Annotated in this window: 13 protein-coding genes and 2 pseudogenes; 10 read left to right on the top strand and 5 right to left on the bottom strand. The window is 72.9% G+C overall.

Going from position 1 to position 26,592, the window contains the following annotated elements; genetic code table 11:
- Positions 1-35 precede the first annotated feature (35 nt).
- The 4 genes and pseudogenes from B4N89_RS04455 to B4N89_RS04440 form a co-directional block, all read left to right on the top strand.
- Positions 36-8,342, top strand: a pseudogene (locus B4N89_RS04455) (type I polyketide synthase); the annotation flags it as partial.
- Positions 8,343-8,712: 370 nt separating this feature from the next.
- Positions 8,713-13,608: pseudogene (locus B4N89_RS04450) on the top strand (acyltransferase domain-containing protein); the annotation flags it as partial.
- Positions 13,609-13,678: 70 nt separating this feature from the next.
- Positions 13,679-14,143: a nuclear transport factor 2 family protein gene (locus tag B4N89_RS04445; RefSeq protein ID WP_078974552.1), complete on the top strand. Its 465-nt coding sequence runs from the start codon at positions 13,679-13,681 to the stop codon at positions 14,141-14,143.
- Entirely contained in the window at positions 14,140-14,622 is a 483-nt protein-coding gene (locus B4N89_RS04440; RefSeq protein ID WP_101896993.1) for a nuclear transport factor 2 family protein, read from the top strand. The genes B4N89_RS04445 and B4N89_RS04440 overlap by 4 nt, the downstream gene beginning before the upstream one ends.
- A gap of 63 nt (positions 14,623-14,685) precedes the next feature.
- On the opposite strand, the gene B4N89_RS04435 is transcribed toward B4N89_RS04440, so the two are convergent.
- Positions 14,686-15,333, bottom strand: a complete 648-nt coding sequence (locus B4N89_RS04435) for a 4'-phosphopantetheinyl transferase family protein (RefSeq protein WP_078974550.1) — start codon at positions 15,331-15,333, stop codon at positions 14,686-14,688.
- A gap of 2 nt (positions 15,334-15,335) precedes the next feature.
- A complete protein-coding gene (locus B4N89_RS04430; protein WP_078974549.1) occupies positions 15,336-16,235 on the bottom strand; it encodes a metallophosphoesterase family protein in 900 nt (299 codons plus the stop codon).
- A gap of 186 nt (positions 16,236-16,421) precedes the next feature.
- Between B4N89_RS04430 and B4N89_RS04425 the strand changes: the two genes are divergently transcribed.
- The 5 genes from B4N89_RS04425 (at position 16,422) to B4N89_RS04405 (ending at position 19,746) form a co-directional block, all read left to right on the top strand.
- On the top strand, positions 16,422-17,204 hold the full coding sequence (locus B4N89_RS04425; RefSeq protein WP_235618464.1) for an AfsR/SARP family transcriptional regulator: 783 nt from the start codon (positions 16,422-16,424) through the stop codon (positions 17,202-17,204).
- Positions 17,205-17,249: 45 nt separating this feature from the next.
- Complete coding sequence (locus tag B4N89_RS04420) at positions 17,250-18,011, top strand: thioesterase II family protein (protein ID WP_078974548.1); 762 nt, start codon at positions 17,250-17,252, stop codon at positions 18,009-18,011.
- Between the two features lie 101 nt (positions 18,012-18,112).
- Entirely contained in the window at positions 18,113-19,081 is a 969-nt protein-coding gene (gene ligD / locus B4N89_RS04415; protein WP_078974547.1) for a non-homologous end-joining DNA ligase, read from the top strand.
- A 159-nt stretch (positions 19,082-19,240) separates the two neighbouring features.
- Positions 19,241-19,504 carry a hypothetical protein gene (locus B4N89_RS04410; RefSeq protein ID WP_078974546.1) on the top strand — a complete coding sequence of 88 codons (264 nt, stop codon included), beginning with the start codon at positions 19,241-19,243 and terminating at the stop codon, positions 19,502-19,504.
- Positions 19,501-19,746: a hypothetical protein gene (locus B4N89_RS04405; RefSeq protein WP_078974545.1), complete on the top strand. Its 246-nt coding sequence runs from the start codon at positions 19,501-19,503 to the stop codon at positions 19,744-19,746. Before B4N89_RS04410 ends, B4N89_RS04405 begins: the two co-directional genes overlap by 4 nt.
- Before the next feature lie 124 nt (positions 19,747-19,870).
- Here B4N89_RS04405 and B4N89_RS04400 read toward each other — a convergent pair whose 3' ends face one another.
- On the bottom strand, positions 19,871-21,019 hold the full coding sequence (locus B4N89_RS04400) for an acyl-CoA dehydrogenase family protein (protein WP_078974544.1): 1,149 nt from the start codon (positions 21,017-21,019) through the stop codon (positions 19,871-19,873).
- Positions 21,020-21,077: 58 nt separating this feature from the next.
- Entirely contained in the window at positions 21,078-24,590 is a 3,513-nt protein-coding gene (locus B4N89_RS04395) for an indolepyruvate ferredoxin oxidoreductase family protein (RefSeq protein ID WP_078974543.1), read from the bottom strand.
- A 282-nt stretch (positions 24,591-24,872) separates the two neighbouring features.
- Between B4N89_RS04395 and B4N89_RS04390 the strand changes: the two genes are divergently transcribed.
- The gene (locus tag B4N89_RS04390; protein ID WP_078974542.1) at positions 24,873-25,667 is read left to right on the top strand and encodes a GNAT family N-acetyltransferase; all 795 of its coding nucleotides are present in this window, start codon (positions 24,873-24,875) and stop codon (positions 25,665-25,667) included.
- Positions 25,668-25,733: 66 nt separating this feature from the next.
- Here the strand turns inward: B4N89_RS04390 and B4N89_RS04385 are convergent, their stop codons facing one another.
- On the bottom strand, positions 25,734-26,546 hold the full coding sequence (locus tag B4N89_RS04385) for an SGNH/GDSL hydrolase family protein (protein WP_078974541.1): 813 nt from the start codon (positions 26,544-26,546) through the stop codon (positions 25,734-25,736).
- Positions 26,547-26,592: the final 46 nt, after the last annotated feature.

Here is a 26,592-nt window from a genome sequence, read left to right as displayed (position 1 = left end):
AGGCCCGGTTGGAGGAGGCGCGCAACCCGACGCCGGAGCCGATCGCGATCGTCTCGGCGGCCTGCCGGCTGCCCGGCGGCGCGGAATCCCCCGAGGAGCTGTGGCGCATCCTGGCCGAAGGCATCGACGTGGTCGGCGACTTCCCCGCCGATCGCGGTTGGGACGTCGAGGAGCTGTATGACCCCGATCCCGATCGACCGGGGAAGTCGTACACCCGTCAGGGCGCGTTCCTGCCCGACATCGCCGGCTTCGACGCCGAGTTCTTCGGCATCTCGCCGCGCGAGGCGCTGGCCACCGATCCGCAACACCGGCTCCTCCTGGAGACCGCGTGGGAGCTGTTCGAGCGGGCCGGCATCGACCCCACCACCCTCGCCGGCAGCCGCACCGGGGTCTTCGCCGGACTCAACGGCCAGGACTACGCGGCCCGGCTCAGCCGGGTGCCCGACGAGGTCGGCGGCTACATCGGCAACGGCAACGCGGCCAGTGTCGCGTCCGGGCGGATCGCCTACTCGTTCGGTTTCGAGGGCCCGGCCGTCACGGTCGACACCGCGTGCTCGTCCTCGCTGGTCGCGCTGCACCTCGCGGCCCACTCGCTGCGCAGCGGCGAATGCGACCTCGCGCTGGCCGGCGGTGTGACGCTGATGGCGTCGCCGCTGGGCTTCGTCGAGTTCTCCCGACAGCGCGGACTGGCCGCGGACGGGCGCTGCAAGGCGTTCGCCGGCGCCGCCGACGGCACCGGCTGGTCCGAGGGCACCGGGCTGGTCCTGGTCGAACGGCTCGCCGACGCCCGCCGCCTGGGCCACCGCGTCCTCGCGGTGCTGCGCGGCAGCGCGGTCAACCAGGACGGCGCCTCCAACGGCCTGACCGCCCCCAACGGGCCCGCGCAGCAGCGGGTGATCCGCCAGGCGCTGCGCGACGCCCGGCTGACCGCCGCCGACATCGACGCGGTCGAGGCGCACGGCACCGGAACCACCCTGGGCGACCCCATCGAGGCCCAGGCGTTGATCGCGACCTACGGTCGGGACCGACCCGAGGACCGGCCGCTGTGGATCGGCTCGGCCAAGTCCAACATCGGACACACCCAGGCCGCCGCCGGGATCGTCGGCGTGATCAAGATGATCGAGGCGATGCGGCACGGCGTACTGCCCAGGACGCTGCACATCGACGAACCGACCCCGCACGTGGACTGGTCGGCGGGCGCGGTCCGGCTGCTCACCGAGGCCCGGGCCTGGCCGGAGACCGACCGGCCCCGACGGGTGGGAATCTCGGCGTTCGGCGCGAGCGGTACCAACGCGCACCTGATCCTCGAACAACCCGAGGCCACCGATCGGGGCCTGCCGGCCGAACCGGGGGAGCCGAGTGCGCGGCGATCGTCCTTCGCGACCCCCTGGCTGCTCAACGCCAGGACGCCGGCGGCGCTGCGCGCCCAGGCGGCCCGACTGGCGGCGCACGTGCGCGGTGCCGCGCTCAAGGGCGCCGACGTGCTCGACGTCGGCTATTCGTTGGCTACCACCCGGGCCCGGTTCGACGAGCGCGCGATCGTGGTCGCCGACGACCCGGCGGGCTTTCTGGCCGGGCTCGACGCGCTCGCGGCCGACACGCCCGCCACCGGCCTCGTGCGCGGCGGCGCGGGCGGATCGGGGCCGCTGGCCTACCTGTTCACCGGACAGGGCAGCCAGCGCGTCGGCATGGGCCGCGAACTGCACGCCGCCCAACCGGTATTCGCCGCCGCCTTCGACGAGGTCGCCGCCGCACTGGACGCCGAGCTGACCGGGCACGTCCCGTACCCGCTGCGCGACGTGGTGTTCGGCCTGGTCGAGGACGCGGCCGAACAGCTCGACCGGACCGTGTACGCGCAACCGGCGCTGTTCGCGATCGAGGTGGCGCTGTACCGGCTGTACGCGTCCTGGGGCCTGCGGCCGGACTTCGTCACCGGACACTCGCTCGGCGAACTGACCGCCGCGCACGTCGCGGACGTACTCACGCTGCCCGACGCCGCGACCCTGGTCGCCGCCCGGGCCCGGTTGATGCAGGCGATGCCCACCACCGGCGCGATGGTCGCCGTCCAGGCCGCGGAGGAGGAGGTCGCCGCCGCGCTGACCGGCCGGGAGGCCGAGGTGGCGGTGGCGGCGATCAACGGGCCACGCTCGATCGTGCTGTCCGGGGCCGCCGACGCGACGCTCGCGGTCGCCGCCGAGTTCGCCGCACAGGGCCGCAAGACCAAACGACTGCGGGTCAGCCACGCGTTCCACTCGCCGCTGATGGACGGGATGCTCGACGAGTTCGGCCGGATAGCGGCCGGCCTGACCCACCACGTGCCGCGCATCCCGGTGGTCTCCAACCTCACCGGTCGACCCGCCGACGCCGGGCAACCGCTCGACGCCGGGCACTGGGTGGCACACGTGCGACACGCGGTGCGGTTCCGGGACGTGATCGCCCACCTCGCCGACGCGGGCGTGACCACCTATCTGGAACTGGGACCCGACGGGGTGCTGACCGCGATGGCCCAGGACAGCCTGGCGGACGCGGACGCACCGGCGCTCGCCGCCGAGGCGGGCGGCGCACCGGCGTTCGCCGCCGCGCTGCGCCGGGACCGGCCGGAGAACGAGACCGCGCTGCTCGCCTTCGGCACCGCCCACGTGCACGGCGCGGCGGTGGACTGGCCCGCGTGGTACGCCGGTTCCGGCGCACGGCGGGTCGACCTGCCGACGTATGCCTTCCAGCACCGGCGGTTCTGGATCGACCAGCCCGCCGTGGGCGCCGACGACGCGTCCGGGCTCGGGCTCGGCGCGGCCGACCACCCGCTTCTCGCCGCCTCGTTGCGGTTGGCGGGCGGTGCGGCAGACGGCGGCGCGGAGACGGTGGTACTGACCGGACGGTTGTCCCTGCGCAGCCATCCGTGGCTGGCCGGGCACGTGGTGTTCGGGTCGGTCCTGGTGCCCGGAACCGCCTTCGTGGAGGCGGCGATCCGGGCCGGCGACGAAGTCGGCCTGGACACGGTCGAGGAGTTGGTCATCGAGGCGCCGCTGATCCTGCGCGAGCGCGACGCGGTACAGCTTCAGGTGGTCGTCGGGGCCCACGAGTCCGCCGCCCGTCGGCCGATCGCCGTGTACGCGCGACCGGCCGACGCCGATGCGGACGCGCCCTGGACCCGGCACGCGGTGGGCTTCCTGAGCGGGGCGGAGGGCACGCCGCAGGCCGTCGAAGCGCCGGCCCGATCCGGCGACGCGGGGCCGTGGCCACCCGCCGGCGCGAGCCCGATCGACGTCTCGCGGGCGTATGCGGCCCTGGCCGAGGCGGGCATCGACTACGGCCCGGCCTTCCGCGGTCTGCGCGCCGCCTGGCGGCTCGGCGGCGAGATCCTGGCCGAGGCCGCGCTGCCGACCGACGAACACCGGGACGGGGCCCGGTTCGGCATCCACCCGGCCCTGCTCGACGCCGCGCTGCACATCGCCTCGGTGCGGAGCCTGGACGACCCGGACGCGGCCGAGGGACGCCGACTGCCGTTCGCCTGGAACGGGGTACGGCTGCACGCGTCCGGCGCGACCGAGCTGCGGATCCGGATCGGCTCGACCGGCCCGGGCGAGCTGACCCTCACGGCCGCCGACGGGAACGGCACGCCGGTGCTGTCGATCGAGTCCCTGGCCACCCGGGCGGTGACGGCGGATCAGCTGGAAGGGGCCCGAACGCCGGAGCGGGACGCGCTGTTCGAGGTGGAGTGGGTCGAGGGGACGGCGCCATCCGGGGAGCCGGGCCGGGACGGCCGGGAGTTCGGTGCCGGAGCGGTGGTCGTGGCGGTGCGACCCACGGAGCAGGACGCGTCGGCTTCGGCACACCGGGAGACCGCACGGGTGCTGGAGGTCCTGCGGTCGGAGGCCGAACGGATCGTGGTGCTCACGCGCGGCGCGTTCGCGGTGACGAACGGGGAGAACCCCGATCCGGCCGCCGCCGCGGTGGCCGGACTGGTGCGATCGGCGCAGGCCGAACAGCCGGGCCGGATCGTACTGATCGACTACGACGGGGAGCCGGCCTCGGAGGGCGTGCTCGGCGCGGCCCACGCGGGCTCGCTCGACGCCGACGAACCACAACTGGCGGTGCGCGGCGGGGCCTTGTACGTGCCGAGGCTGCGGCGGATCCAATCGGCGGCGGCGGTCGGTTCGGGCTCGGTCGAGGACACGCGCGGCTGGGATCCGGACGGAACCGTCCTGGTGACCGGCGGTGTGGGTGTGCTCGGTGCCCTGGTCGCCCGGCACCTGGTGACCGAACACGGCCTGCGGCGCCTGCTGTTGACCGGTCGACGCGGCCTCGACACTCCCGGCGCGGGCGAACTGCTGGCCGAACTCACCGAGCTCGGCGCGGAGGTCACCGTCGCGGCGGCCGACGCGGCCGACCGGGAGCACCTGGCCGCACTGATCGCGAGCGTGCCGGCGGCCTATCCGCTGACCGCCGTGGTGCACGCGGCGGGGGTGATCGACGACGGCGTGATCGACGCGCTCACGCCCGAGCGGCTGGCGGCGGTACTGCGGCCCAAGGTCGACGCCGGATGGCACCTGCACGAGTTGACCCGGCATCAGGACCTGGCGGGCTTCGTGCTGTTCTCGTCGGTGGCGGGTGTGCTCGGCGGGCCCGGGCAGGGCAACTACGCAGCGGCCAACGGCTTCCTGGACGCCCTCGCGCTGCACCGGCGGGCGCTCGGGCTGCCGGCGGTGTCGTTGGCGTGGGGGATGTGGGCCGAGGCCGGCGGGATGACCGCCGGATTGGCGGAGGCGGACCGGCGGCGTGCGGCCCGGGCCGGCATCCGGCCGCTGGCCACGGCGGACGGACTGCGCCTGTTCGATTCCGTGGTGCGGCCCGGAGGCGGCGCCGGCGGGCCGGACTCGGCGGTGCCGATCCCGGCGCCGCTGGATCTGGCCGGCCTGCGGGCCCGGCCCGACGCGGTACCGGCGCTGCTGCGCGGGCTGGTCCGACCGAGCCGAAGGATCGCCACGGCGGCGGCACGGTCGGCGGGCGGCGCCGCGTTGACCGCCCGGCTGGCCGGCCTGAGTCCGGCCGACCGGGAGCGGGAACTGCTCGACCTGGTCCGCGCCGAGGTCGCGGGCGTACTCGGCGCGGATCCCGAAACGCTTGGTGCGCGGCGGGCGTTCGGCGAGGTGGGCATGGACTCGCTCACGGCGGTCGAGCTGCGCAACCGGCTGGGCGCGACCACTGGTCTGCGGCTGCCCGCGACGCTGGTCTTCGACCACCCGACCCCGGCCGCCCTCGCCGAGTTCCTGCGCGGCGAGCTGCTGGGGGAGGCGGCGGGAGTGCCCGAGCCGGCCCCGGCCGTGGCAACACCCGCACCCGGTGCGGACGATCCGATCGTGATCGTCGGCACGGCCTGCCGGTTGCCGGGTGGCGTCTCGTCCGCCGGCGACCTGTGGCGGTTGGTGGCGTCCGGTACCGACGCGGTGGGGGCGTTCCCCGAGGATCGAGGGTGGGACGTCGAGGAGCTGTTCGACCCGGACCCGGAGGCGGCCGGGAAGTCGTACACCCGAAACGGTGGATTCCTCTACGACGCCGCCGAGTTCGACGCCGGCTTCTTCGAGATCTCGCCCCGCGAGGCGCTGGCCACCGACCCGCAGCAGCGGCTGCTCCTGGAGACCACGTGGGAGGTGATCGAGCGGGCCGGCATCGACCCGACCACGCTCCGCGGCAGCCGCACGGGTGTGTTCGCCGGAGTGATGTACCACGACTACGCGCCGCACCCGGGCAACGTACCGGCTGCCCTGGAGGGATACGTCGGCAACGGCAACGCGGGCAGTGTCGCGTCGGGCCGGATCTCGTACTCGTTCGGCTTCGAGGGCCCGGCGGTCACGATCGACACCGCGTGCTCGTCGTCCCTGGTCACCCTGCACCTGGCGGCACAGTCGTTGCGCCTGGGCGAGAGCGACCTGGCGGTCGCGGGCGGGGTTGCGGTGATGGCCTCCCCCGGCGCGTTCACCGAGTTCTCCCGTCAGCGCGGACTGTCCGTGGACGGCCGCTGCAAGGCGTTCGCGGGCGCCGCGGACGGCGTCGGCTGGGCCGAGGGGGTCGGATTGGTGCTCCTCGAACGGCTGTCGGACGCGCGGCGCAACGGGCACCGGGTACTGGCGGTCGTCCGGGGTTCGGCGGTGAACCAGGACGGTGCGTCGAACGGGTTGACGGCGCCCAATGGCCCGGCGCAGCAGCGGGTGATCCGGGCGGCGTTGGCGAACGCGGGCGTGCCGGCGGCCGAGGTGGACGTGGTGGAGGCGCACGGGACCGGAACGACGTTGGGTGATCCGATCGAGGCGCAGGCGTTGTTGGCGACGTACGGGCGGGATCGGCCGGCGGATCGGCCTTTGTGGTTGGGGTCGTTGAAGTCGAACATCGGCCACGCGCAGGCGGCCGCCGGGGTGGCCGGGGTGATCAAGATGGTGGAGGCGCTGGGCCACGGGGTATTGCCGCGCACGTTGCACGTGGACGAGCCGACACCGCACGTGGACTGGTCGTCGGGCGGGGTACGGCTGCTGACCGAGGCCCGTCCGTGGCCGGAGACCGGGCGCCCGCGCCGGGCCGGCGTCTCGTCCTTCGGGGTCAGCGGGACCAATGCGCACGTGATCCTGGAGCAGGCTCCGCCGGACGCCGAACCCGAGGCCGCCGACCCGCACCGCGATCCCGAAGTGGTCCTCCCGTGGCTGCTCTCGGCCAAGCGGGCACCGGCCCTGCGCGGCCAGGCCGCCCGGCTGATCGACGCCCTGGCCGAGGGCGACCTCGATCCGGTGGACGTCGGCGCGGCCCTGATCGCCTCACGCGCGGCCCTGGAGGAGCGCGCCGTGCTGATCGGCGCGTCGGAGGCGCTGCCCGACGAACTGGGCGCGTTGGCGCGGGGCGACTCCGCCGCCGGTGTGGTGACCGGGGCCGCGACGGGCACCCTCGGTCGGACCGTGTTCGTGTTTCCGGGTCAGGGTTCGCAGTGGACCGGTATGGCTGCGGAACTGCACGGTCAGTCCGCGGTGTTCGCGTCGCGGTTCGGTGAGTGCACGAAGGCGTTGGAGCCATTCGTGGACTGGTCGGCGGTGGATGTGTTGACCGGGGTGGAGGGTGCGCCCTCGCTGGATCGGGTGGACGTCGTTCAGCCGGTGCTGTGGGCGGTGTTGGTGTCGTTGGCGGAGGTGTGGCGGTCGTTCGGTGTGACGCCGGATGCGGTGGTGGGGCATTCGCAGGGTGAGATCGCGGCGGCGGTGGTGGCCGGCGGGTTGTCGCTGGACGACGGTGCGCGAGTGGTGGCGCTGCGCAGTCGGGCGATCGTGCCGCTGTCGGGGCGTGGCGGGATGGCGTCGGTGGCGGAGCCGGTGGAGGTGCTTCGGGAACGGATCGCGGCGTGGGACGGGCGGATCTCGGTTGCGGCGGTGAATGGCCCGGGTCAGGTGGTGGTGTCGGGTGAACCCGCCGCGTTGGCGGAGTTGGTGGCCGTGGTGACCGACGAGGGTGGTCGGGCGCGGTTGATTCCGGTCGATTACGCGTCGCATTCGGCGCAGGTGGAGGAGATCCGGGCGCGGATCGTCGCGGATCTGGACGGGATCGCGCCGGTTTCGGGGTCGGTGCCGCTGTGGTCGACGGTGACCGGGGATTGGCTGGACACCGCGGGGATGGATGCCGCCTATTGGGCGACCAACCTGCGTGAGACCGTGCGCTTCGAGGAGGCGGTGCGCGGACTGGCCCAGTCCGGACACGGCGTGTTCATCGAGACGAGTCCGCACCCCGTGTTGGTGGCGGCGATCCAGGAAACCCTGGAGACCACGACGTCGGGCCGCTCCCTGGTGGTCGGTACGTTGCGCCGCGACCAGGGCGGCGCGCAGCGCCTGTACACCTCGCTGGCCGAGGCGTGGGTGCGCGGGGTGGATGTCGACTGGAGCGTGGCCTATGCGGGTTTCCACGCCCGCCCGGTCGAGTTGCCGACCTACGCCTTCCAGCACGAACGCTTCTGGCTGGACGGGAGTCGGACGGGGGTGGGCGGAGCCACGAGCGCGATCGGGCTGCCGGGCGCGGCCGAATCGGGTGTCGTTTCGGAAGCCGGTCCGGTACTCCCCGGGCGCCTCGTCGGTCTGGCCGCGACCGAACGCAGCGCCGTGGTACTGGAGTTCGTGCGCGCCGAGACGGCGGTCGTCCTCGCGCACGGGAACGCGGCCTCGGTCGAGCCCGAACGTGCCTTCCGGGAACTGGGGTTCGATTCGTTGACCGCCGTGGAACTGCGCAACCGGCTGAAGACCGGTTCGGGCCTGGAGCTTCCGGCCACGTTGATCTTCGACTATCCGACCCCGGCCGACGTCTCCGAATTCCTCGGCGAGCGGCTTGCCGCCGCCGGCCCCGGCCTGCCCCTGCCCGACGCGCTGGCCGAACTCGACCGGTTGGACGCCACGTTGACCGCCGATCTCGGCGACTCTGCCCAGCGGTTGGCGATCATCGAGCGGCTGCGCGTGCTGGCCGCCAAGTGGGACGACCCGGCACCCGGCTCGGTGTCCGCCTCGGTGTCCGCCGACCCGGACGAGATCGATCTGGACAGTGCCACCGACGAGGAACTGTTCGGTCTGCTCGACGGCAACGTCGAATCCTTCTGATCCCCGGACCGACCGACCACCCCAGGCCCCATCACTCAGGAAAGGCAGCTCCATGTCCGACGAAGACAAGCTCCGGGGATATCTCAAACGTGCGCTGGCCGACGTCCGGGAGGCCCGCAAGCGGGTCCGCGAGGTGGAGGCGAGTCGGCGCGAGCCGATCGCGATCGTCGGGATGGCCTGCCGGCTTCCGGGCGGGGTGACCTCGCCCGAGGACCTGTGGCGGCTGGTCGAATCCGGCACCGACACGGTCGGCGAGGCGCCCACCGATCGCGGCTGGGACCTGCGCGACCTCTACGACCCGGATCCCGACCGGCCGGGCACCACCTATACCGTGGCGGGCTCCTTCCTGCCGGACGCGGGCGACTTCGACGCGGCGTTCTTCGGAATCTCGCCGCGCGAGGCACCGGCCACCGACCCCCAGCAGCGGCTACTCCTGGAGACCGCCTGGGACGCGTTCGAGCGGGCCGGAATCGATGTCACCGGCCTGCGCCGCAGTCGCACGTCGGTGTTCACCGGGATCGCGGGCATCGACTACGCGCCCCCGCTCGACCGGGTGCCGGCGGAGTTGGAGGGCTATCTCGGCACGGGCACGCTCGGCAGCGTCGCCTCGGGCCGGATCTCGTACACCTTCGGCTTCGAGGGCCCGGCGGTGACGGTGGACACCGCGTGCTCGTCGTCACTGGTCGCGCTGCACCTGGCAGCGCAGTCGCTGCGCAGCGGGGAATGCGATCTCGCGGTCGCGGGCGGGGCCACGGTGATGGCGTCGCCGATGGGCTACGTCGAGTTCTCCCGGCAGCGCGGACTGTCCGTGGACGGCAGGTGCAAGGCGTTCGCCGCGTCGGCCGACGGCACCGGTTGGGCCGAGGGGGTCGGCGTGCTGATTCTGGAACGGCTCTCCGACGCCGAGCGTCTGGGCCACGAGGTGCTCGCGGTGGTGCGCGGCAGTGCGGTCAACCAGGACGGCGCGTCCAACGGCCTGACCGCGCCGAACGGCCCGGCGCAGCAGCGGGTGATCCGGGCGGCGTTGGCCGGTGCCGAACTGTCCGCCGACGAGGTGGACGTGGTGGAGGCGCACGGGACCGGGACGACGTTGGGTGATCCGATCGAGGCGCAGGCGTTGTTGGCGACGTACGGGCGGGATCGGCCGGCGGATCGGCCTTTGTGGTTGGGTTCGTTGAAGTCGAACATCGGGCACGCGCAGGCCGCCGCCGGGGTGGCCGGGGTGATCAAGATGGTGGAGGCGCTGCGGCGCGGGGTGTTGCCGCGCACGTTGCACGTGGACGAGCCGACACCGCATGTGGACTGGTCGTCGGGCGGGGTTCGGTTGTTGACCGAGGCCCGGCCGTGGCCGGAGGTGGATCGGCCTCGGCGGGCGGCGGTGTCGGCGTTCGGGGTGAGCGGGACCAACGCCCACGTGATCCTCGAACAACCTCCGACCGAGGCCGAACCGGCCGACGAGCGACCCGTGTCGGACGATGTCCTCCCGTGGGTGTTGTCGGCGAAGACACCGGAGGTGTTGCAGGCCCAGGCGGCGCGGTTGCTCGACCGGCTCGACGGGGACGCCTCGCCGTCGACCGCCGATGTCGGCTTCTCCCTGGTCACCACGCGGGCGGCGTTCGCGGAGCGCGCGGTCGTGATCGGCGACCGAGGCGGGCTGATTGAGAACCTGGACGCGGTGCGGCGCGGCGAGTCGGCGACCGGGGTGGTCTCGGGGTCGGTCGGTCCGGTGGGTCGGACCGTGTTCGTGTTTCCGGGTCAGGGTTCGCAGTGGGCCGGTATGGCTGCGGAACTGTTCGGTGAATCGACGGTGTTCGCGTCGCGGTTCGGTGAGTGCGCGAAGGCGTTGGAGCCGTTCGTGGACTGGTCGGCGGTGGATGTGTTGACCGGGGTCGAAGGTGCGCCCTCGTTGGATCGGGTGGACGTGGTCCAGCCGGTGCTCTGGGCGGTGTTGGTGTCGCTGGCCGAGGTGTGGCGGTCCTTCGGTGTGACGCCGGATGCGGTGGTGGGGCACTCGCAGGGTGAGATCGCGGCGGCGGTGGTGGCCGAAGGGTTGTCGCTGGACGACGGTGCGCGGGTGGTGGCGCTGCGCAGTCGGGCGATCGTGGCATTGTCGGGGCGTGGCGGGATGGCGTCGGTGGCATTGCCTGAGCCGACGGTGCGGGAGCGGATCGCCGCGTGGGACGGGCGGATCTCGGTCGCGGCGGTGAATGGCCCGGGTCAGGTGGTGGTGTCCGGGGAACCCGATGCGTTGGCCGAGTTGGTGGCCGCCGTGACCGACGAGGGTGGTCGGGCCCGGTTGATTCCGGTGGATTACGCGTCGCATTCGGCGCAGGTGGAGGAGATCCGCGACCGGATTGTCGAAGATTTGGCCAGGATTACACCGGTTTCGGGATCGGTGCCGCTGTGGTCGACGGTGACCGGGGATTGGCTGGACACGGCCGGGATGGATGCCGCGTACTGGGCGACCAACCTGCGCGAGACGGTGCGCTTCGAGGAGGCGGTGCGCGGACTGGCCGAGTCCGGACACGGCGTGTTCGTCGAGACGAGTCCGCACCCCGTGCTGACCGCCGCGATCGAGGCCACGTTGGAGGAGGCCGGCCCGGAACGCCCCGTGGTGGTCGGCACGTTGCGCCGCGACCAGGGTGGCGCGCAGCGCCTGTACACCTCGTTGGCCGAAGCCTTCGTGCGGGGAGTCCCGGTGGACTGGGCGGCCGCCTTCGCCGAACACCAGCCCCGGCGGGTAGCGTTGCCCACCTACGCGTTCCAGCGTCGGCGCTACTGGCGCGAGACGCTGGACCGGCCCGCCGCCGGAGCTTCGTCCTTGGGTCTGCGATCCGTGGGGCATCCGCTGCTCGGGGCCTCGGTGGGCACCGGCGACGGGGATGATGTCCTGCTGACCGGACGGCTGTCGCTCCGGACACATCCGTGGCTGGCCGATCACGCGGTCCGCGACACGGTGTTGTTGCCCGCGTCGGCCTTCCTGGAACTGGCGGTGCGGGCCGGTGACGAGGTCGGTCTCGGGGTGGTGGACGAACTCGTGATCGAGGCGCCGCTGATCCTTGCCCACGCGGCCGACGCCGCCGAGGCCGATGCCGGCGTGCACGTCCAGGTCGCGGTGGGGTCGGCGGGCGAGGACGGGCGGCGGCGGTTCGCGGTGTTCTCCCGGGACGAGGCGGCGGGGGACGGCGCGGAGTGGGCGCGGCATGCCGGCGGCTTCCTGGCACCGGAGATCGCCGAGGACGACGCCGCGCCGGAGGTGGACAGTTGGCCGCCCGCCGGCGGGGTGTCGGTGCCGGTCGAGGACGCGTACGAGGTGTTGGCCGCGGCCGGGATCGACTACGGGCCGGTGTTTCAGGGGCTGCGGGCCGCCTGGCGCACCGATGAGGCGTTGTTCGCCGAGGTCGGCGCGGACGGGGAAGGGCCGGAGGACGCCGCGGAGTTCGGGCTGCATCCGGCACCGCTGGATGCCGCGCTGCATGTGGCCGTGGTCGACGCGTTGCGGCGCGCCGAGGCGGCCGGCGAGGAGGTCGGGACGAGCCTGGCCTACGCGTGGAACGCGGTACGGCTGCATGCGACCGGGGCGGCCCGGCTGCGGGTTCGGCTCACTCCCGCCGGACCGGACACGGTGGCGGTGGCGGCCTGGGACGAGACCGGCGCGCCGGTGCTGTCGGTCGGGTCGCTGACGTCGCGTCCGGTGCCGGCCGGGACGCTCGTGGACGGGACCGGCTCGCGCGCCCGGGCGGCCGACGCCGGTGCCGGGCGGCGCAGGCGGCGTGTGGCGCGTGCCGTCCCGGCGGTTGCCGAATCGGGGCTCGTTCGGCGGCTCGCGGCGGCCGGCGAGGGGGAGCGGGACGAGATCCTGGTCGACCTGGTCCGGACCGAACTGGGCGTGGTCCTCGGCCATGCCGCCGACGAATCGGTGGACCCGGAACAGGCGTTCCTGGAGGTCGGCCTGGACTCGTTGACCGCCGTCGAACTGCGCAACCGACTCGCCGGCGCGACCGGCCTACGGCTGCCGGCGACGGTGACCATCGCGCATCCGACCCCGCGCGCCCTCGCCCGGCATCTGCGCACCGCCCTCGCGGAACAGGGCAAGTCGGCCGATCAGCCGCAGAGTTCGGCGCCGACCGGATCCGACCGGGTCAAGGGCGCGCTCGCGTCGTTCTACGTGCAACTGTGCGCGGCCGAGAAGTACACCACGGCCGCCGAGGTGATCATGGCCTCGGCGGGGCTGCGACCGTCCTTCGCGGAGTCCGAACGGGATCGGCACGTCAAGCCGGTGTTGCGGTTGGCGACCGGCGAGGCCGGGCCGAAGATCGTCTGCTTCCCGTCGCTCAGCGCGATCTCCGGACCGCACGAATACGCCCGGTTCGGACAGGTGTTCCAGGGCGAGCGGGACGTGTTCGTGATCCAGACGCCGGGGTTCGTGGCCGACGAGTCGTTGCCCGACCATGCGGACGCGTTGCTGCGGATGCACGTGGAGACCGTGCGCGCGGCGGTGGGGGACGAGCCGTTCGTCGTCGTCGGCCGCTCGATGGGCGGATGCATCGCGCACGAGGTGACCCGACGCCTGGAGGCCGAGGGGGTGTACCCGGTCGGGCTCGGCCTGGTCGACACCTTCCCGATCGACACCGCGCTGGTGCCGGGCATGGACTGGTGGCTGCCCGCGATGATCGAGGGGATGCTCGGGCGCGTCGCCCAGTACGACATGACGCTCGACGACACCAACCTCAGCACGATGGGGCTCTACCAGAAGTTGTTCGCGGACTGGAAGCCGCGGCCGATCACCACCCCGACCCTGGTCGCGCAGGCGGACACGCCGGTGGCGGGCACCGTGATCGACCCCGAGGGTCGGTGGGACTGGCGGGCGTACTGGCCGCAGCCGCACGACCTGATCGAGATTCGCGGCGACCACTTCACCGTCCTGGAGGATCACGCCGACCTGACCGCGGCGACCATCGTCGACTGGGCCGCCGGGTTGGCCCGATGAGCCCACCCCCATCACCGCCACCGCTGCCACTGCCACTGCGATACGACATCACTTCGAGGCTGGGACATTCATGACGAAGGTATTGACGCCGGTGGACCTCGCCGAGATCCACCGCACGCTCGCCCTGTTCGCGCACGTCTTCGACAACGGTGACGTGGACGGACTCGGCCTCGTGTTCACCGAGGACGTCGTGGTCGAGATCGGCCTCGGACCCAAGCGGGCCTTCCACGGCATCGCCGAGTTCGCCGAGTACACCCGGAGCAAGAGCGCCGCGACACCCGACCATCACACGGTGAACACGACCGTCGAGGTGGACGAGCACGGCCAGGTCCAGACGCGCAGCCGCTACATCGGGATCAACCCGGCCGGTCGTATCACCGGCGGCGAATTCCTGGACATCCTCCGGAAGACCCCGGCCGGCTGGCGGATCGCCTATCGGCTGAGCCTGCCGCGCGCTCCCCGCGAGGCCGGGGCGGGCGTGGCCCGGGTCGGCTTCCCGCTTGCGGTCCGGCTCGCCGAGGTGGTCGCGCCGTGACCGGCGCACCCGCGCTGAGCGCGGCGGACGTCGCGGAGATCCACGACACCCTCGCGCAGTTCGCGCACGTCTTCGACAACGACGAAGTCGCCGACCTGCACCGGGTGTTCACGGACAACGCAGTGATCGAGAACACCATCGGCGCCGGCTACACCATCGAAGGGATCGCCTCGGCGCGGCAGTTCACCGGCCGACGCAGCCCGGACACCCCCGACCACCAGACGCTCGACACCGTGCTCCTGGTGGACGCGGGCGGCACGGTCCGGGCCCGCAGCCGATACATCGCGACGCTGATCGACGGCGAGGTACACGGCGGCGACTACTACGACATCCTCGAACGGACGCCGCGCGGCTGGCGGATCAGGTATCGGGTCTCGGTACCGAGGCATCCGATCCTGGACGCCGTCGAACTGCCGGCGGAGTTCGCCGAGGCGTGGCGGCCCACGGCGGAGAACCTGGCGCGATTCACGCGGAGTTGACGGCGATACCGACGCCGACGGGCGGATCGGGGCGGGGCCGGCGGCGGCCCCGCCCCGAGCGGATCAGTGGCCGTGCTTGACCACGATCGCCGTCACCGCGAGGCCCAGGTCCACCCGCCACCGTCCCGCGAAGCCGTCCAGCGGTCGATCCTCGATCAGCAGTTGGGCGTCGAACGTGCCCGCCGCCGGGTCGAATTCGAGTTCGGCCTCGGCGAAGTCCAGCCAGCGCGAGGTGAGCGGGAACCACGCCTTGTAGACGGACTCCTTGGCGCTGAACAGAAGCCGGTCCCATGCGATCTCCGGCCGATCGGCGGCCAGCTCGCGCAGGTGTTTCCGCTCGGTCTCGGACGCGACCGCCTCCAGGACGCCTTCGGGCAGCGGCCCCGCCGGCTCCGCGTCGATGCCGAGGGTCAGCACCGCGGCGGCATCCGCGACCACCGCGGCCCGATACCCGTCGCAGTGCGTCATGCTGCCGACCACGCCCGTCGGCCAACCGGGGGCGCCGCGCAACCCCGGCAACAAGGGAGCGGCCGGCACGCCCATCCGGGCCAACGCCCGCCGCGCGCACCGTCGGACGGTGGTGAACTCACGGCGCCGCTTGTCCACCGCGTTCGCGAGCAGCGCCTCCTCGGCCGGGTACAGCGGCGGCCCGTCGGGGTCGTCGAAGCACTCCTCGGCGAACACCTCGGGCGGCAGGATGCCGTCGATCATCGTCATCGGGCACCCGCCGATTGCCCCGAACGGTCGGCTCCGGCGCTCCCGGCGACCTCGGCCGGCAGGATCCGGCGCGGAATCGGCCTGCGCAGCCCGTTCTTGCGCTCGCGCGGATAGCCGAGCGAGACCTCCTCGAAGCGCACCCCGTCGTACCAGGTGGTGCGCGGGATGTGCAGGTGGCCGTACACCACGGCGGCGGTCGGGAAACGCCGATGCCAGTCGGCGGTCAGGTCGGTGCCGCACCACTGGGCGAACTCCGGATACCACAGCACGTCCGTGGGCTGCCGGACCAGCGGGAAGTGGTTGACCATCAGGAACGGCGCCGCCGGATCGGCCGCCGCCACGAGCCGGTCCTCGGTGTACGCCACCCGGGCCCGGCACCAGTCGCCGCGGGTCGGGTACGGATCCGGGTGCAGCATGAACTCGTCGCTGCACACCACGCCGGCCTCGTACGCGGCGTCCAACGCCTGCTGCCGCGTGGCCGCGCCGGGCGGCCACCACGTGTAGTCGTAGAGCACGAACATCGGCGCCACGGTGACGGTTTCGCCCGGCCCGTCCCAGACCGGGAACGGGTCCTCGGGGGTCAGCACTCCCAACTCCCCGCACATCGCCACGAGATGCCGGTAGCGCTCCTCGCCGCGCAGTTGCACCGGGTCGTCGTTGGTGGACCACAACTCGTGGTTGCCCGGCACCCAGATCACCCGGGCGAAGCGCTCGGCGAGCAGGCGCAGGGTCGCGGCGGTCTCCTCGACATGCTCGGCCACGTCGCCCGCGACCAGGAGCCAGTCCTCGTCGTGCCCCGGCCGGATGCCCTCGACGAGTCTGCGATTGGAGGGAATGGCGGAATGCAGGTCGCTGACGGCGTACAGGGCGCGCTCGGGCGAACGGGCAGTGCTCATCGATCGACCATAGGCGGATCCGGGCCGCCGAGGGAAGGCCGACGCGGCCGAGCGGGGGGCCTGCGCAAGCCCGGCGCAAGGCGGCGTAGGGGTTGGTCAGGGGTACGCCATACGCCCGTCATATGTCACCGTCGTGAGAGAGCAGGACCGGACGCCAGAGGCAGCGCCACAGAGAGGGAAGAGCCGTTGCGGTACGAGATTCTCGGCCCCGTGCGGATCGTCGACGGCGCAACGCCGCGCACGATCGCGGCGCCCAAGCCGGAAACCCTCCTCTCCGCCCTGCTCGCGCGGCGGGACCAACTGCTGACGGTCGACCAGATCGTCGCCGAGATCTGGACCGACGCCGGGCCGCAGCGGGCGAAGTCGACGGTGCACGTGTACGTTTCCCGGCTGCGGGCGATCCTCGGCGCGCCGGGACCGGCCCGCACCGGCCCGCTGGCCACCTGCGCCGGCGGCTACATGCTGCACACCGGTGCGGACCGGCTCGACGCCGACGCCTTCCACGGCCTGGTCGAACGTGGCCGCGCGGGTGCGCGGGCCGGCCGATACTCCGAGGCGGCCGAGGTGTACACGAGCGCGCTCGACCTGTGGCGCGGACCCGCCTACGCGGGCGTGAGCCTCGGGCCGATCGTCCGGGCGCACGCCGCGCGGTTGGAGGCATCCCGGCTGGAGTGCCTGGAACTGCTGGTGGAGGCGAACCTCGCGCTCGGCCGGCACCGGGAGACCGTGGCCCGGCTGTACGCGCTGACCGGCGAGTACCCGCTGCACGAGAACTTCGCACGGCACCTGATGGTCGCGCTGTACCACTGCGGCCGACGCGGCGACGCGCTCGCGGTCTACCGCGACACCCGCACCGCGCTGCGCGAACTGCTGGGCCTGGAACCGTCCCGGGCGCTGCGCGAGATCCAGCACGCGGTGCTCACCGGGGCCGAACCGCTGGGCGCGCGCAGGGACTCGATGGCAGGCTGACGCTCACGCAGCACGATCATTCGGTGACGATCAGAAGGGCCCGCCATGAGTACCGCCTCGTCCGTATCGGACACCTGGATCCGCCGGTTCCATCCGGCCGCCGATCAGGTGCCGCGCCTGGTCGCCCTGCCGCACGCGGGCGGCTCGGCGAGCTTCTGGTTCCCGCTGTCGGCGGCGCTCAAGGAACGCGTCGAGGTGCTGGGCGTGCAGTATCCGGGGCGCCAGGACCGGCGCGCCGAACCGCTCGTCGACGACATCGACACCCTGGCCGAGCGCATCACCGAGGCCCTGGATCCGTGGCTGGACGAGCGGCTTCCGCTGGTCCTGTTCGGACACAGCATGGGCGCGGTCCTCGGCTTCGAGGTGGCCCGGCGCCTGCGGGTCCCGCCCGCCGCGTTGATCGTGTCCGGGCGCCGGGCCCCGGACCGGCAGCGCGAGGAGCGGCTGCACCGGCTCGACGACGCGGGCCTCGCCGCCGAGCTGCGCTCGATGAGCGGCACGGACGCGAGTCTGCTGGCGAACGACGAGGTGCTGCAGATGGTGCTGCCGGCGCTGCGGGCCGACTACCGCGCCATCGAGACGTACCGGTGCACCCCCGGCGCGCCGCTGGAGTGCCCGATCACCGTGCTGATCGGCGACCAGGATCCGAAGGTCACCCTGGATGAGGCCACGGCCTGGCGCGACCACACGAACGGCACGTTCGCGCTGCACACCTTCACCGGCGGCCACTTCTATCTGACCGAGCACCAGGCGGCGGTCACCGCGCGCATCACGGAGGCGATCGACGCGGCGACCGGACGGGGATAGCCCGGCCCGAAGGGGGCGGCCGCCCGGATATGTCGGCCGTCCGGGTGTATTCGGGCGCGGCGGCTCGGCCGGCGGTGTCGGGGCGCGTCGATGATCGAGGCATGGCCGGTCACGATCATGTTCATGCCGCGTTGCCCGAGATTGCGCCGATGCTGGCCACCGCGGCGCCGCTGCCGGGGGAGGGATACGAGCTCGACTGGGGCTTCGAGGTCAAGTGGGACGGGGCCCGTACGGTGGCGTACTGCGCGGGGGACGGGGGACTGCGCCTGCTGGCGCGCGACGGGTCGGACGTGACCCGGGTGTACCCGGAATTGGCCGGCCTGGGCGAACAGCACGGACAGCGCCAGGCGGTGCTGGACGGCGAGATCGTGGTCCTGGACGACCGGGGGCGCCCCGACTACGCGCGACTGCGCCGGCGCATGGGCGTGGTGAATCCGCGCAAGGCGGCCCGGCTGACCATCGAGGCGCCGGTGCACCTGATGTTGTTCGACGTCATGTATCTGGACGGCCGGCCGCTGCTGCACACCCAGTACCGCGAACGGCGGATGTTGCTGACCGGGCTCGATGCGGCGGGCCCGCGCTGGTCCACCCCCGAGTGGATCGAGGGCGACGCGCGGCGCGCCTGGGCGACCAGCCTGCACCAGGGCCACGAGGGCGTCGTCGCCAAGCGCCTGGCCTCCGAGTACCAACCCGGACGGCGCTCCCCGGACTGGATCAAGACCAAGCACGTGGAGACCCACGACGTGCTGATCGGCGGCTGGATCGAGGGCCGGGGCGAGCTGCGGGGCCTGCCGGGGGCGTTGCTGGTCGGCGTCGCCGCACCCGACGGGCTGCGCTACGTCGGTACGGTCGAGGACGGTCCGACCCTGGCCGAGCGCGGTGAACTCGGCGAATACCTGGGCGCGCTGGCCCGCGCCGACTCGCCGTTCGCGGGGATGGTCGACGTGCCCGGCGCCCAGTGGGTCGACCCCCGGCTGGCCGCCGAGGTCACCGCCTCGGGCTGGACCCCGGAGGGCCGCCTGCGCCACCCGGCATGGCAACGCCTGCGCCCGGACCTGCCGGGCGGGTAGGTCAGGGCGGTCCGTCGCTTCGGTGGGGCGCTTGACGCTGCCCCGGGCGCACCACCGATCGCCTGGCGCACGGATCGGGACGAATCCGCCGCCCGCGCGCCGGTATCGAGCGCGACCGATGCACTGGCATCCTGGAATCCTCACAGCGAGGAGGCGTGTATGCCCAGAACGACCGTTGTTCGCGGCGAGCGGATCGAACTGCCGAACACCCTTGCCGAGATCCGCGCGGCGCTGCCCGAGGATCGCCGTGAGGAGTTCGACAAGGTCATGTACGAGACCCCGCTTGATCGACTCGAACGTGACGCGATCCTGCACTGGGCACTGCCGCCGGAGGCCCAGGAGGACGACGAGGCCGTGCACGCACGCCTGAAGGCCGGGGACTTCTCCGACTGCGTCGATCGGGACGGGAACGCGATCCCATGAGCTATCGGGTGCAGTATACGAACGAGGCCGAAGACGGCCTGAAGCCGTTGTCGTCCGGGCGGATCAGGGCCTTCAAGGACGCGGTCGACGCCACGATCGGCCGGGCTCCTTATGCATCGGGGTCCACGCAGGTCGGCGGCGACCCGGACCGCCGAGAGGCCACGATCACCGGAGTGTTCGTGCGCTACACCGTCAGCGCCGGCGTCCTGGTCGTCACCGTCACACGCACGGTCGCCCTGTAGGCCGGCGGCTTCCGCACCAGGCCGCCGGGTGAGGTGCCCCACTCGTGCCCCAGTTGATCTTGCAGGGTGGTGTGGGCGGCGAAGATACGGGGAATCTCCGGCGGGTAATGTGGCCTCCGACCTGCTACTTCTCCGGGTGGGTGAAGCTCCGGGCGATGACCATGCGTTGGATCTGGTTGGTGCCCTCGAAGATCTGCATGATCTTCGCCTCGCGCATGTAGCGCTCGACCGGGAACTCCCGTGTGTAGCCCGCGCCGCCGAAGACCTGGACCGCGTCCGTGGTGACCTTCATCGCCGCGTCGGTGGCGATCAGCTTGGCCACGCTGGCCTGGCGGCTGTACGGGCGGCCCAGATCGCGGCGGCGGGCCGCGTCCAGGTAGGTGGCGCGGGCCGAGTCGACGGCGGCGGCCATGTCGGCCAGGAGGAAGCCCAGGCCCTGGTGGTCGACGATGCGGCGGCCGAACGTGGTGCGCTCGTTGGCGTATTCGACGGCGGCGTCCAGGGCGGCCTGGGCCAGACCCGTCGCGCAGGCCGCGATGCCCAGGCGGCCCGAGTCCAGGGCGCTGAGCGCGATCGCCAGGCCCTGGCCCTCCGCGCCGATCAACCTATCCCGGTCCAGGACCGCGCCGTCCCAGAACGCGCTGGTCGTCGGGACCGCGTTCAGACCCATCTTCGCCTCGGGCCGACCGAAGGCCAGCCCCTCCGCCTCGCCCGGCGCCAGGAAGCACGAGATGCCCCGGCCGCCCTCGCCGGTACGGGCGAACAGGGCGTAGAAGTCGGCCTTTCCGCCGTGCGTGATCCACGCCTTGGTGCCGGTGATCCGGTACCCGTCGGCGATCGGCCGCGCCTTGCACACGATCGCGGCGGCGTCGGAGCCCGCGTGCGGCTCGGACAGGCTGTAGCCGCCGATCAGGCGGCCCTCCAACATGTCGGGCAACCAGCGCTCCCGCTGCTCGGCCGAGCCGTACGTGGCCACCGGGAAGCAGGCCAGCGTGTGCACACTCGTGGCCACCGCGACCGCCGCCCAGCGCGCGGCCAACTCCTCCAACACCTGGAGATAGACCTCGTACGGCTGACCGCCGCCGCCCTCCTCCTCCGGGTAGGGCAGGCCGAGCAGGCCGACCTCGCCCAGGACGGCGAACAACCCTTCCGGGTACGACTCCTCGCGCTCGTGCCGGGCGGCCACGGGCGCCAGTTCGCGGTCGGCGACGGTACGGGTGAGGTCGAGCAGGTCCTCGGCGTCCCGGGTGGGCAGGAGGCGGTCGACGGTCACGGCTGCTCCGGAGGTCGGGGAGGTCGGGGGCGGGTGGTGGAGCGGGGGCGGGCCGCGGTCAGTTCGCCGGGACCAGCGGCGGGCCGGCCGCGGCGGCGACCGCGGCGGGCGCGGCGAGTGCGGCCAGGGCGGCGCGCGTCGCGGCGCGATACTCGGCGACCCGGGCGAGCTTGATGTCCTCGTAGCCCCGGATCGTCTCGGGCAGCGCCACCAGGGCGATCATCGCGTCGACGTTGTCGGCGGTCAGCTCGCGCAGCCCGGTACGGACCGACGTCCGGTATTCGGCGACCAGTTCGCGCTCGACCCGACGCACCTCGGCGTAGCCGAACACATCCCAGCGGGTACCGCGCAGGCCGCGCGCCGCGCGCAGCGCCTTGAAGGCCGGCACCGCCGTGCGCCGCAGCCGGATCTTGCGCTTCATGCCGAGGTAGCGCAGCACCGGCGGGTGCAGCAGCACGGAGACTGCCGCATCGGGGCCGAACTCGGCGTCGCGCCGGGCCTGTTCGACCGGGTCGAGGTGCAGGCGGGCCACCTCGTACTCGTCCTTGTAGGCCATCAGGTGATGCAGCGCCTTCGCATAGGCCACCGCCACCCGCTCACCGCCTACGGCACCCGCCCGTTCGACCGCCAGGGTCCGGATCGCGCGCACGTCGTCGGCGTAGCGGCGGGCGTAGGCCGCGTCCTGGTACTCCGTCAGATCGGCGATCCGGGTGCCGAGCACCTCGCGCAGCGCGGCGTCGCCGCCGGAGCGATCGGCCAGGGCCACCGAGGCCGCGTCCACCCGGACCACCGCGAGCGGCGGCGCGACGACGGCCGCGGCCAGTACCGCGGCCGGGTCCACGGCCAGCGCCCGACCCCACCGGAACGCCGCCAGGTTCTTGTCCACCGCCGCGCCGTTGAGCGTGATCGCCCGCTCGATCGCCGCCGCGCTCAGCGGCAGGCAGCCGTGCTGGAACGCGGCGCCGACCAGGATCATGTTGGCCGGCATGTGGTCGGCGAACAGCGCCTCGGACAACCCGAGCGCGTCCACGTACAGGTTGTCGGCCCGCCGGGTCGCGGTGTCGATCCGCTCCAGCGTCTCGGTCGGCGAACCGGGCAGCGCGATCTGGTTGGTGACCATCGCGGCGGTCGGCACGATCGCGGTGTTGACCACGGCGACGGTGCGCTCCGGGTCGGCGGTGGCCAGGTTGCTCTCCGCCGCCGCGCCGAGCAGGTCGAAGCCGATCAGCACGTCGGCGCCGGACCGCGAGGCGCGCAGCGCGCCGGTGATCGGCCGGGTGGACACGCGCAGGTCGGACACCACCGGTCCGCCCTTTTGGGCCAGGCCGGTCTGCTCCAGGCCCGCCGCGTACAGCCCGTCCATGTGGGCGGCCATCTGCAGGATCGACGAGACCGTGACCACGCCGGTGCCGCCGATGCCGGGCATCCGCACCAGCAGGTCGTCCGCGCCGAACCGGGGCTCGGGCAGAGCGGGTTCGAGCGGCAGGTCCGGTATCGCCCGAGCCTTGCGGGTGCCCGGCTCGACCAGCAGGAAGGACGGACAGTCGCCGTTCAGGCAACTGAAGTCGGAGTTGCACGAACCCTGGTGGATGTGCGTCTTGCGGCCGAACTCGGTGTCCACGGGCTGCACCGACAGGCACGACGACTTGTCGCCGCAGTCGCCGCACCCCTCACACACGCGCTCGTTGATCACGACCTTCTCGGCCGGGGTCGGCAACTGCCCGCGCTTGCGCAGTCGGCGCTCCTCGGCCGCGCAGCGGTCGTCGTGGATCAGCACGGTGACCCCGTCGAGCGCGGACAACTCGCGCTCGACGTCCTGGAGTTCGTCGCGGTGCCGGACGCTCGCGATCGGGTCGAGCCGAACTCCCCGGTAGCCGCGCGGGTCGTCGGTGGTGACCACCACCCGGCGCACTCCCTCGACCGCGAGCAGTCGGGTCAACGCCGGTACGTCCAACCGGCCTTCGGCCTTCTGGCCGCCCGTCATCGCGACCGCGTCGTTGTACAGCAGCTTGTAGGTCATCTTGGTGCCGGCCGCGACGGCGGCGCGGATCGCCAGCGAGCCCGAGTGGTGGAAGGTGCCGTCGCCGAGGTTTTGCACGAAGTGCTTGTCGTCGGTGAACGGCGCCAGGCCGATCCACTGAGCGCCCTCGCCGCCCATCTGGGTCAGCCCGAGCTGGTGCCCGCGGCCCTTCCCGTCGAGCGCGATCATCACGTGGCAGCCGATGCCGACGCCGACCAGGGTGTCGTCGGAGGTGCGGGTCGAGGCGTTGTGCGGACAGCCGGAACAGAAGTACGGGGTGCGCGAGGCCAGCATCGGCAGCGCGATCCGGGCACGGCGCTTGGGGGCGAGCGTGGCGAGGTAGGCGCCGGCGGACTCGGGCAGCCGGTCCGCGCCGAGCCGGGCGGCGATCGCGCGGGCCACGTCGTCCGCGCCGAGCGTGCCGCGCGCGGTGAGCAGTGGACGGCCGGTGTCGTCGCGCCGACCCACGATGCGCGGCGCGTTCGGGCGGCGGTACAGCGCCTCCTTGAGCCGGGCCTCCAGGAACGGCACCTTGTCCTCGACCACCAGGACCTCGTCCAGGCCGTCGGTCAGCTCGGCGAGTTCCGCGTCGTCCAGCGGGAACGGCATGCCGATGCGGATCAGCCGGATGTCCGGGGCGTCGTCGGTCAGACCGAGGTCGGCCAGCGCGCGGCGGACCACCGAGAACGACACGCCGGCGGCGAGGACGCCCAACCGGGCGTCGGGGGTGTCGTGCACGACCTTGTTCAGGCCGTGCTCGCGGGCGTACGCGCGGGCCAGGTCGAGCCGGCGGGTGATCAGGTCGTGCTCGGCGTCGAGCGCGGCCGGACCGACCAGGGTCGGCAGCGTGCCGCGCTTGGTCGCGGCCGGGACGGGGATGTCCTTGCCCCACCCCGACACGTCCACCGTGGTCGACGCGTCGGCGATGTCGGCGACGATCTTCAGGCCCGTCCACAGGCCGCAGGCGCGTGACATGGCCACCGCGTGCAGCCCGAACTCGACGATCTCGCCGATCGTGCCGGGGGCGAGCAGCGGCATCGACAGGCTTTCCATCATCGGCTCGCACGAGCTGGGCACCGTCGACGACTTGCTGCCGGGGTCGTCGCCGATCCACGCGACGGCGCCGCCGAGGGGTGCGGTGCCGGCCATCGTGGCGTGCCGAATCGCGTCGGCGGCGCGGTCCAGGCCCGGGTTCTTGCCGTACCAGAACCCGGTCACCCCGGCGTGCCGGGCGCCCGGCGTCTGGTCGACCAGCTGGGTCCCGGCCACGGCGGTCGCGGCCAGCTCCTCGTTGAGTCCGGCCTGGAACACCACCCCGGCCGGGTCCAGGAACCGCTTCGCGCGCCCCATCTCCAGGTCGACACCGCCCAGCGGCGAGCCCTGATAGCCGCTGACGAAGACCCGGGTGTCCAGTCCGCGCTCGGTGTCGAGCCGACGTTGCTCGAGGGTCAGGCGGATGAGCGCCTGTACGCCCGAGATCAGCACGCGGCCCTGGTCGGCGGTGTACTTGTCGTCCAACGAAACCGACGGAGAAGCCTGATCTGCGCGCACGGGAGCCTCCGTCGAAACCGGATGGTGGGGTGGGGTGCGGTAAGCACACCAACGGCTGGACCCCGACGCAAGTACCTTGCGAGTTTTCCCTCGAAAGACGCAAAGAATTTGCTGCCGGGGGGATCTGAGAGGCAGTGGTTTGCGTGTGAAGCACGTCACGGGAGGGTCGGTCCGGCCGGGAGCCGGGGGCCGATGAGGTGACGGGACCCGTTCGGCGGACGCGGTGTCGGGGTAGCCCATGACCGCGACGGCGGTGGCCGGCGGGCGAAGGGCGGCGGCGGGATGGGCGATTCGGTGGTGCGCGAACTGCACGAACTCGACGAGTTCCGGGAGGTCGAGCGGCTGTACGACGAGATCTGGCCGCACGCCGCGGGACACGGCCGGGTGCTGACCGTCGAGCTGATGCGGGCACTGGACCATGCCGGCAACTACGTGGCCGGGGCGTACCGCGACGGCCGGCTCGTCGGCGCGAGCGTGGCCTTCTTCGGCGCGCCGATCGGCGAGACGCTGCACTCGCACGCGACCGGCGCCGTGGCCGGGTCCGGGGTGGGCTTCGCGCTCAAGCGGCACCAGCGGGAATGGGCGCTCGCGCGCGGGCTGCGCCGGATCACCTGGACGTTCGACCCGCTGGTGCGCCGCAACGCCTACTTCAACCTGGTCAAGCTGGGCGCGCGGCCGGAGCAGTACCTGCCGAACTTCTACGGCGACGACATGGTCGACACGGTCAACGGCGGGGATCGCAGCGACCGGGTGTTGGCGGTGTGGCGGTTGCACGACCCCCTGGTGCGGGCGGCCGTGGGGGAGGCGGAGCCGGCGGAGCGGGGCGCGGATTCGGGTGTGCGGGCCGAGGCGGCCCTGGTGGAGCGGGACGGCCGCCCGGTGTCGGTGCGGACGGACGCCGAGGTGGTTCGGGTCGCGGTGCCCGCCGACATCGAGGCGATGCGCCGGACCGACCCCGAGGCGGCCGGAGCCTGGCGGTCGGCGCTGCGCGAGGTGCTGGGCGGGCTGCTCGACGCCGGGGCGCGGGTGCTCGACTTCGACCGGGAGGCCGGCTACCTGGTGGCGCGCCGGTTGTGACGACGCGCGTCCGGGGCGACCCGGGCCGCCCCGGACGCGCGTCTCGTGCCGGTTCTCGTGCCGGTCCTAGTGCGCGCGCACGCCCACCACGGCCTGGAGTGCGGGCAGGTAGCCCTGGCTCTGGCCCGAAGTCGTGGGGTGGTACGACTCCTCGATCGGCAAGGAGACGCCGTTGACCCAGGCGTTGGACGCACAGACTCCGTGTCCGGCGAACCGGGAGCGTACGTCGGCGAAATCGGCGTTGGCGGCGCTCGCGCGCTGGCGGGTGACCTCGTCCAGCGTGTCGGCGGCCTGGTTGATCACGGTGCGCTTGGCCTGGCTCAAGCCCAGGAAGCACGAGCCGAGTTCGAACAGTCGCGGGTAACCGAGCACGACGAGCCGGGCGTTGGGGGCCTTGGCCCGGATCTGGGCGTAGGTGGCGTCGAGGTCGCCGGGCAGGGTGGTGGTCGCGTACGTCTTGGCCTTGTTCACGGCGGCGGCGCACTCGCTGTCCGAACTGAGCACGCAGGTGGTGATGGTGCTGACGAATCCGGCGTCGTTGCCGCCGATGCTGATGGTCACCAACTGCGTGGCGCTGTTCAGGACGGACAGTTGGCTGGAGCGTACGTCGGCGGTCTTGGCGCCGGAACAGGCGGCGAAGGCGAAGGTGCCGCCCGGGTGGGCCTGATTCCACAGGGCGGGATAGGACTTGGCGCTGCGCTTGCACGAGCCGCTGTCCGGCAGATAGGAGCCGGTACCGACCCCGGAACTGTACGAGTCGCCCAGGGCGGCGTAGTTCGTGGCGTAGGTCGTCGCGGGCGCGGCCTGGGCGCTCGGTGCGACGATGCCGACGGCGGCTGCGGCCACGGCTGCGGCCACCGCGGCGATGGTGCGAGGCATGGGAAGCACGGGCGGGTCTCCTCGGAAGACGTGGGGACGCCGCGTC

This window comes from Embleya scabrispora (assembly GCF_002024165.1).
In the GTDB taxonomy this organism is placed as follows: domain Bacteria; phylum Actinomycetota; class Actinomycetes; order Streptomycetales; family Streptomycetaceae; genus Embleya; species Embleya scabrispora_A.
Note: the sequence above shows the minus strand (reverse complement) of the source record. Positions and strands in the feature narration are given on the sequence as shown.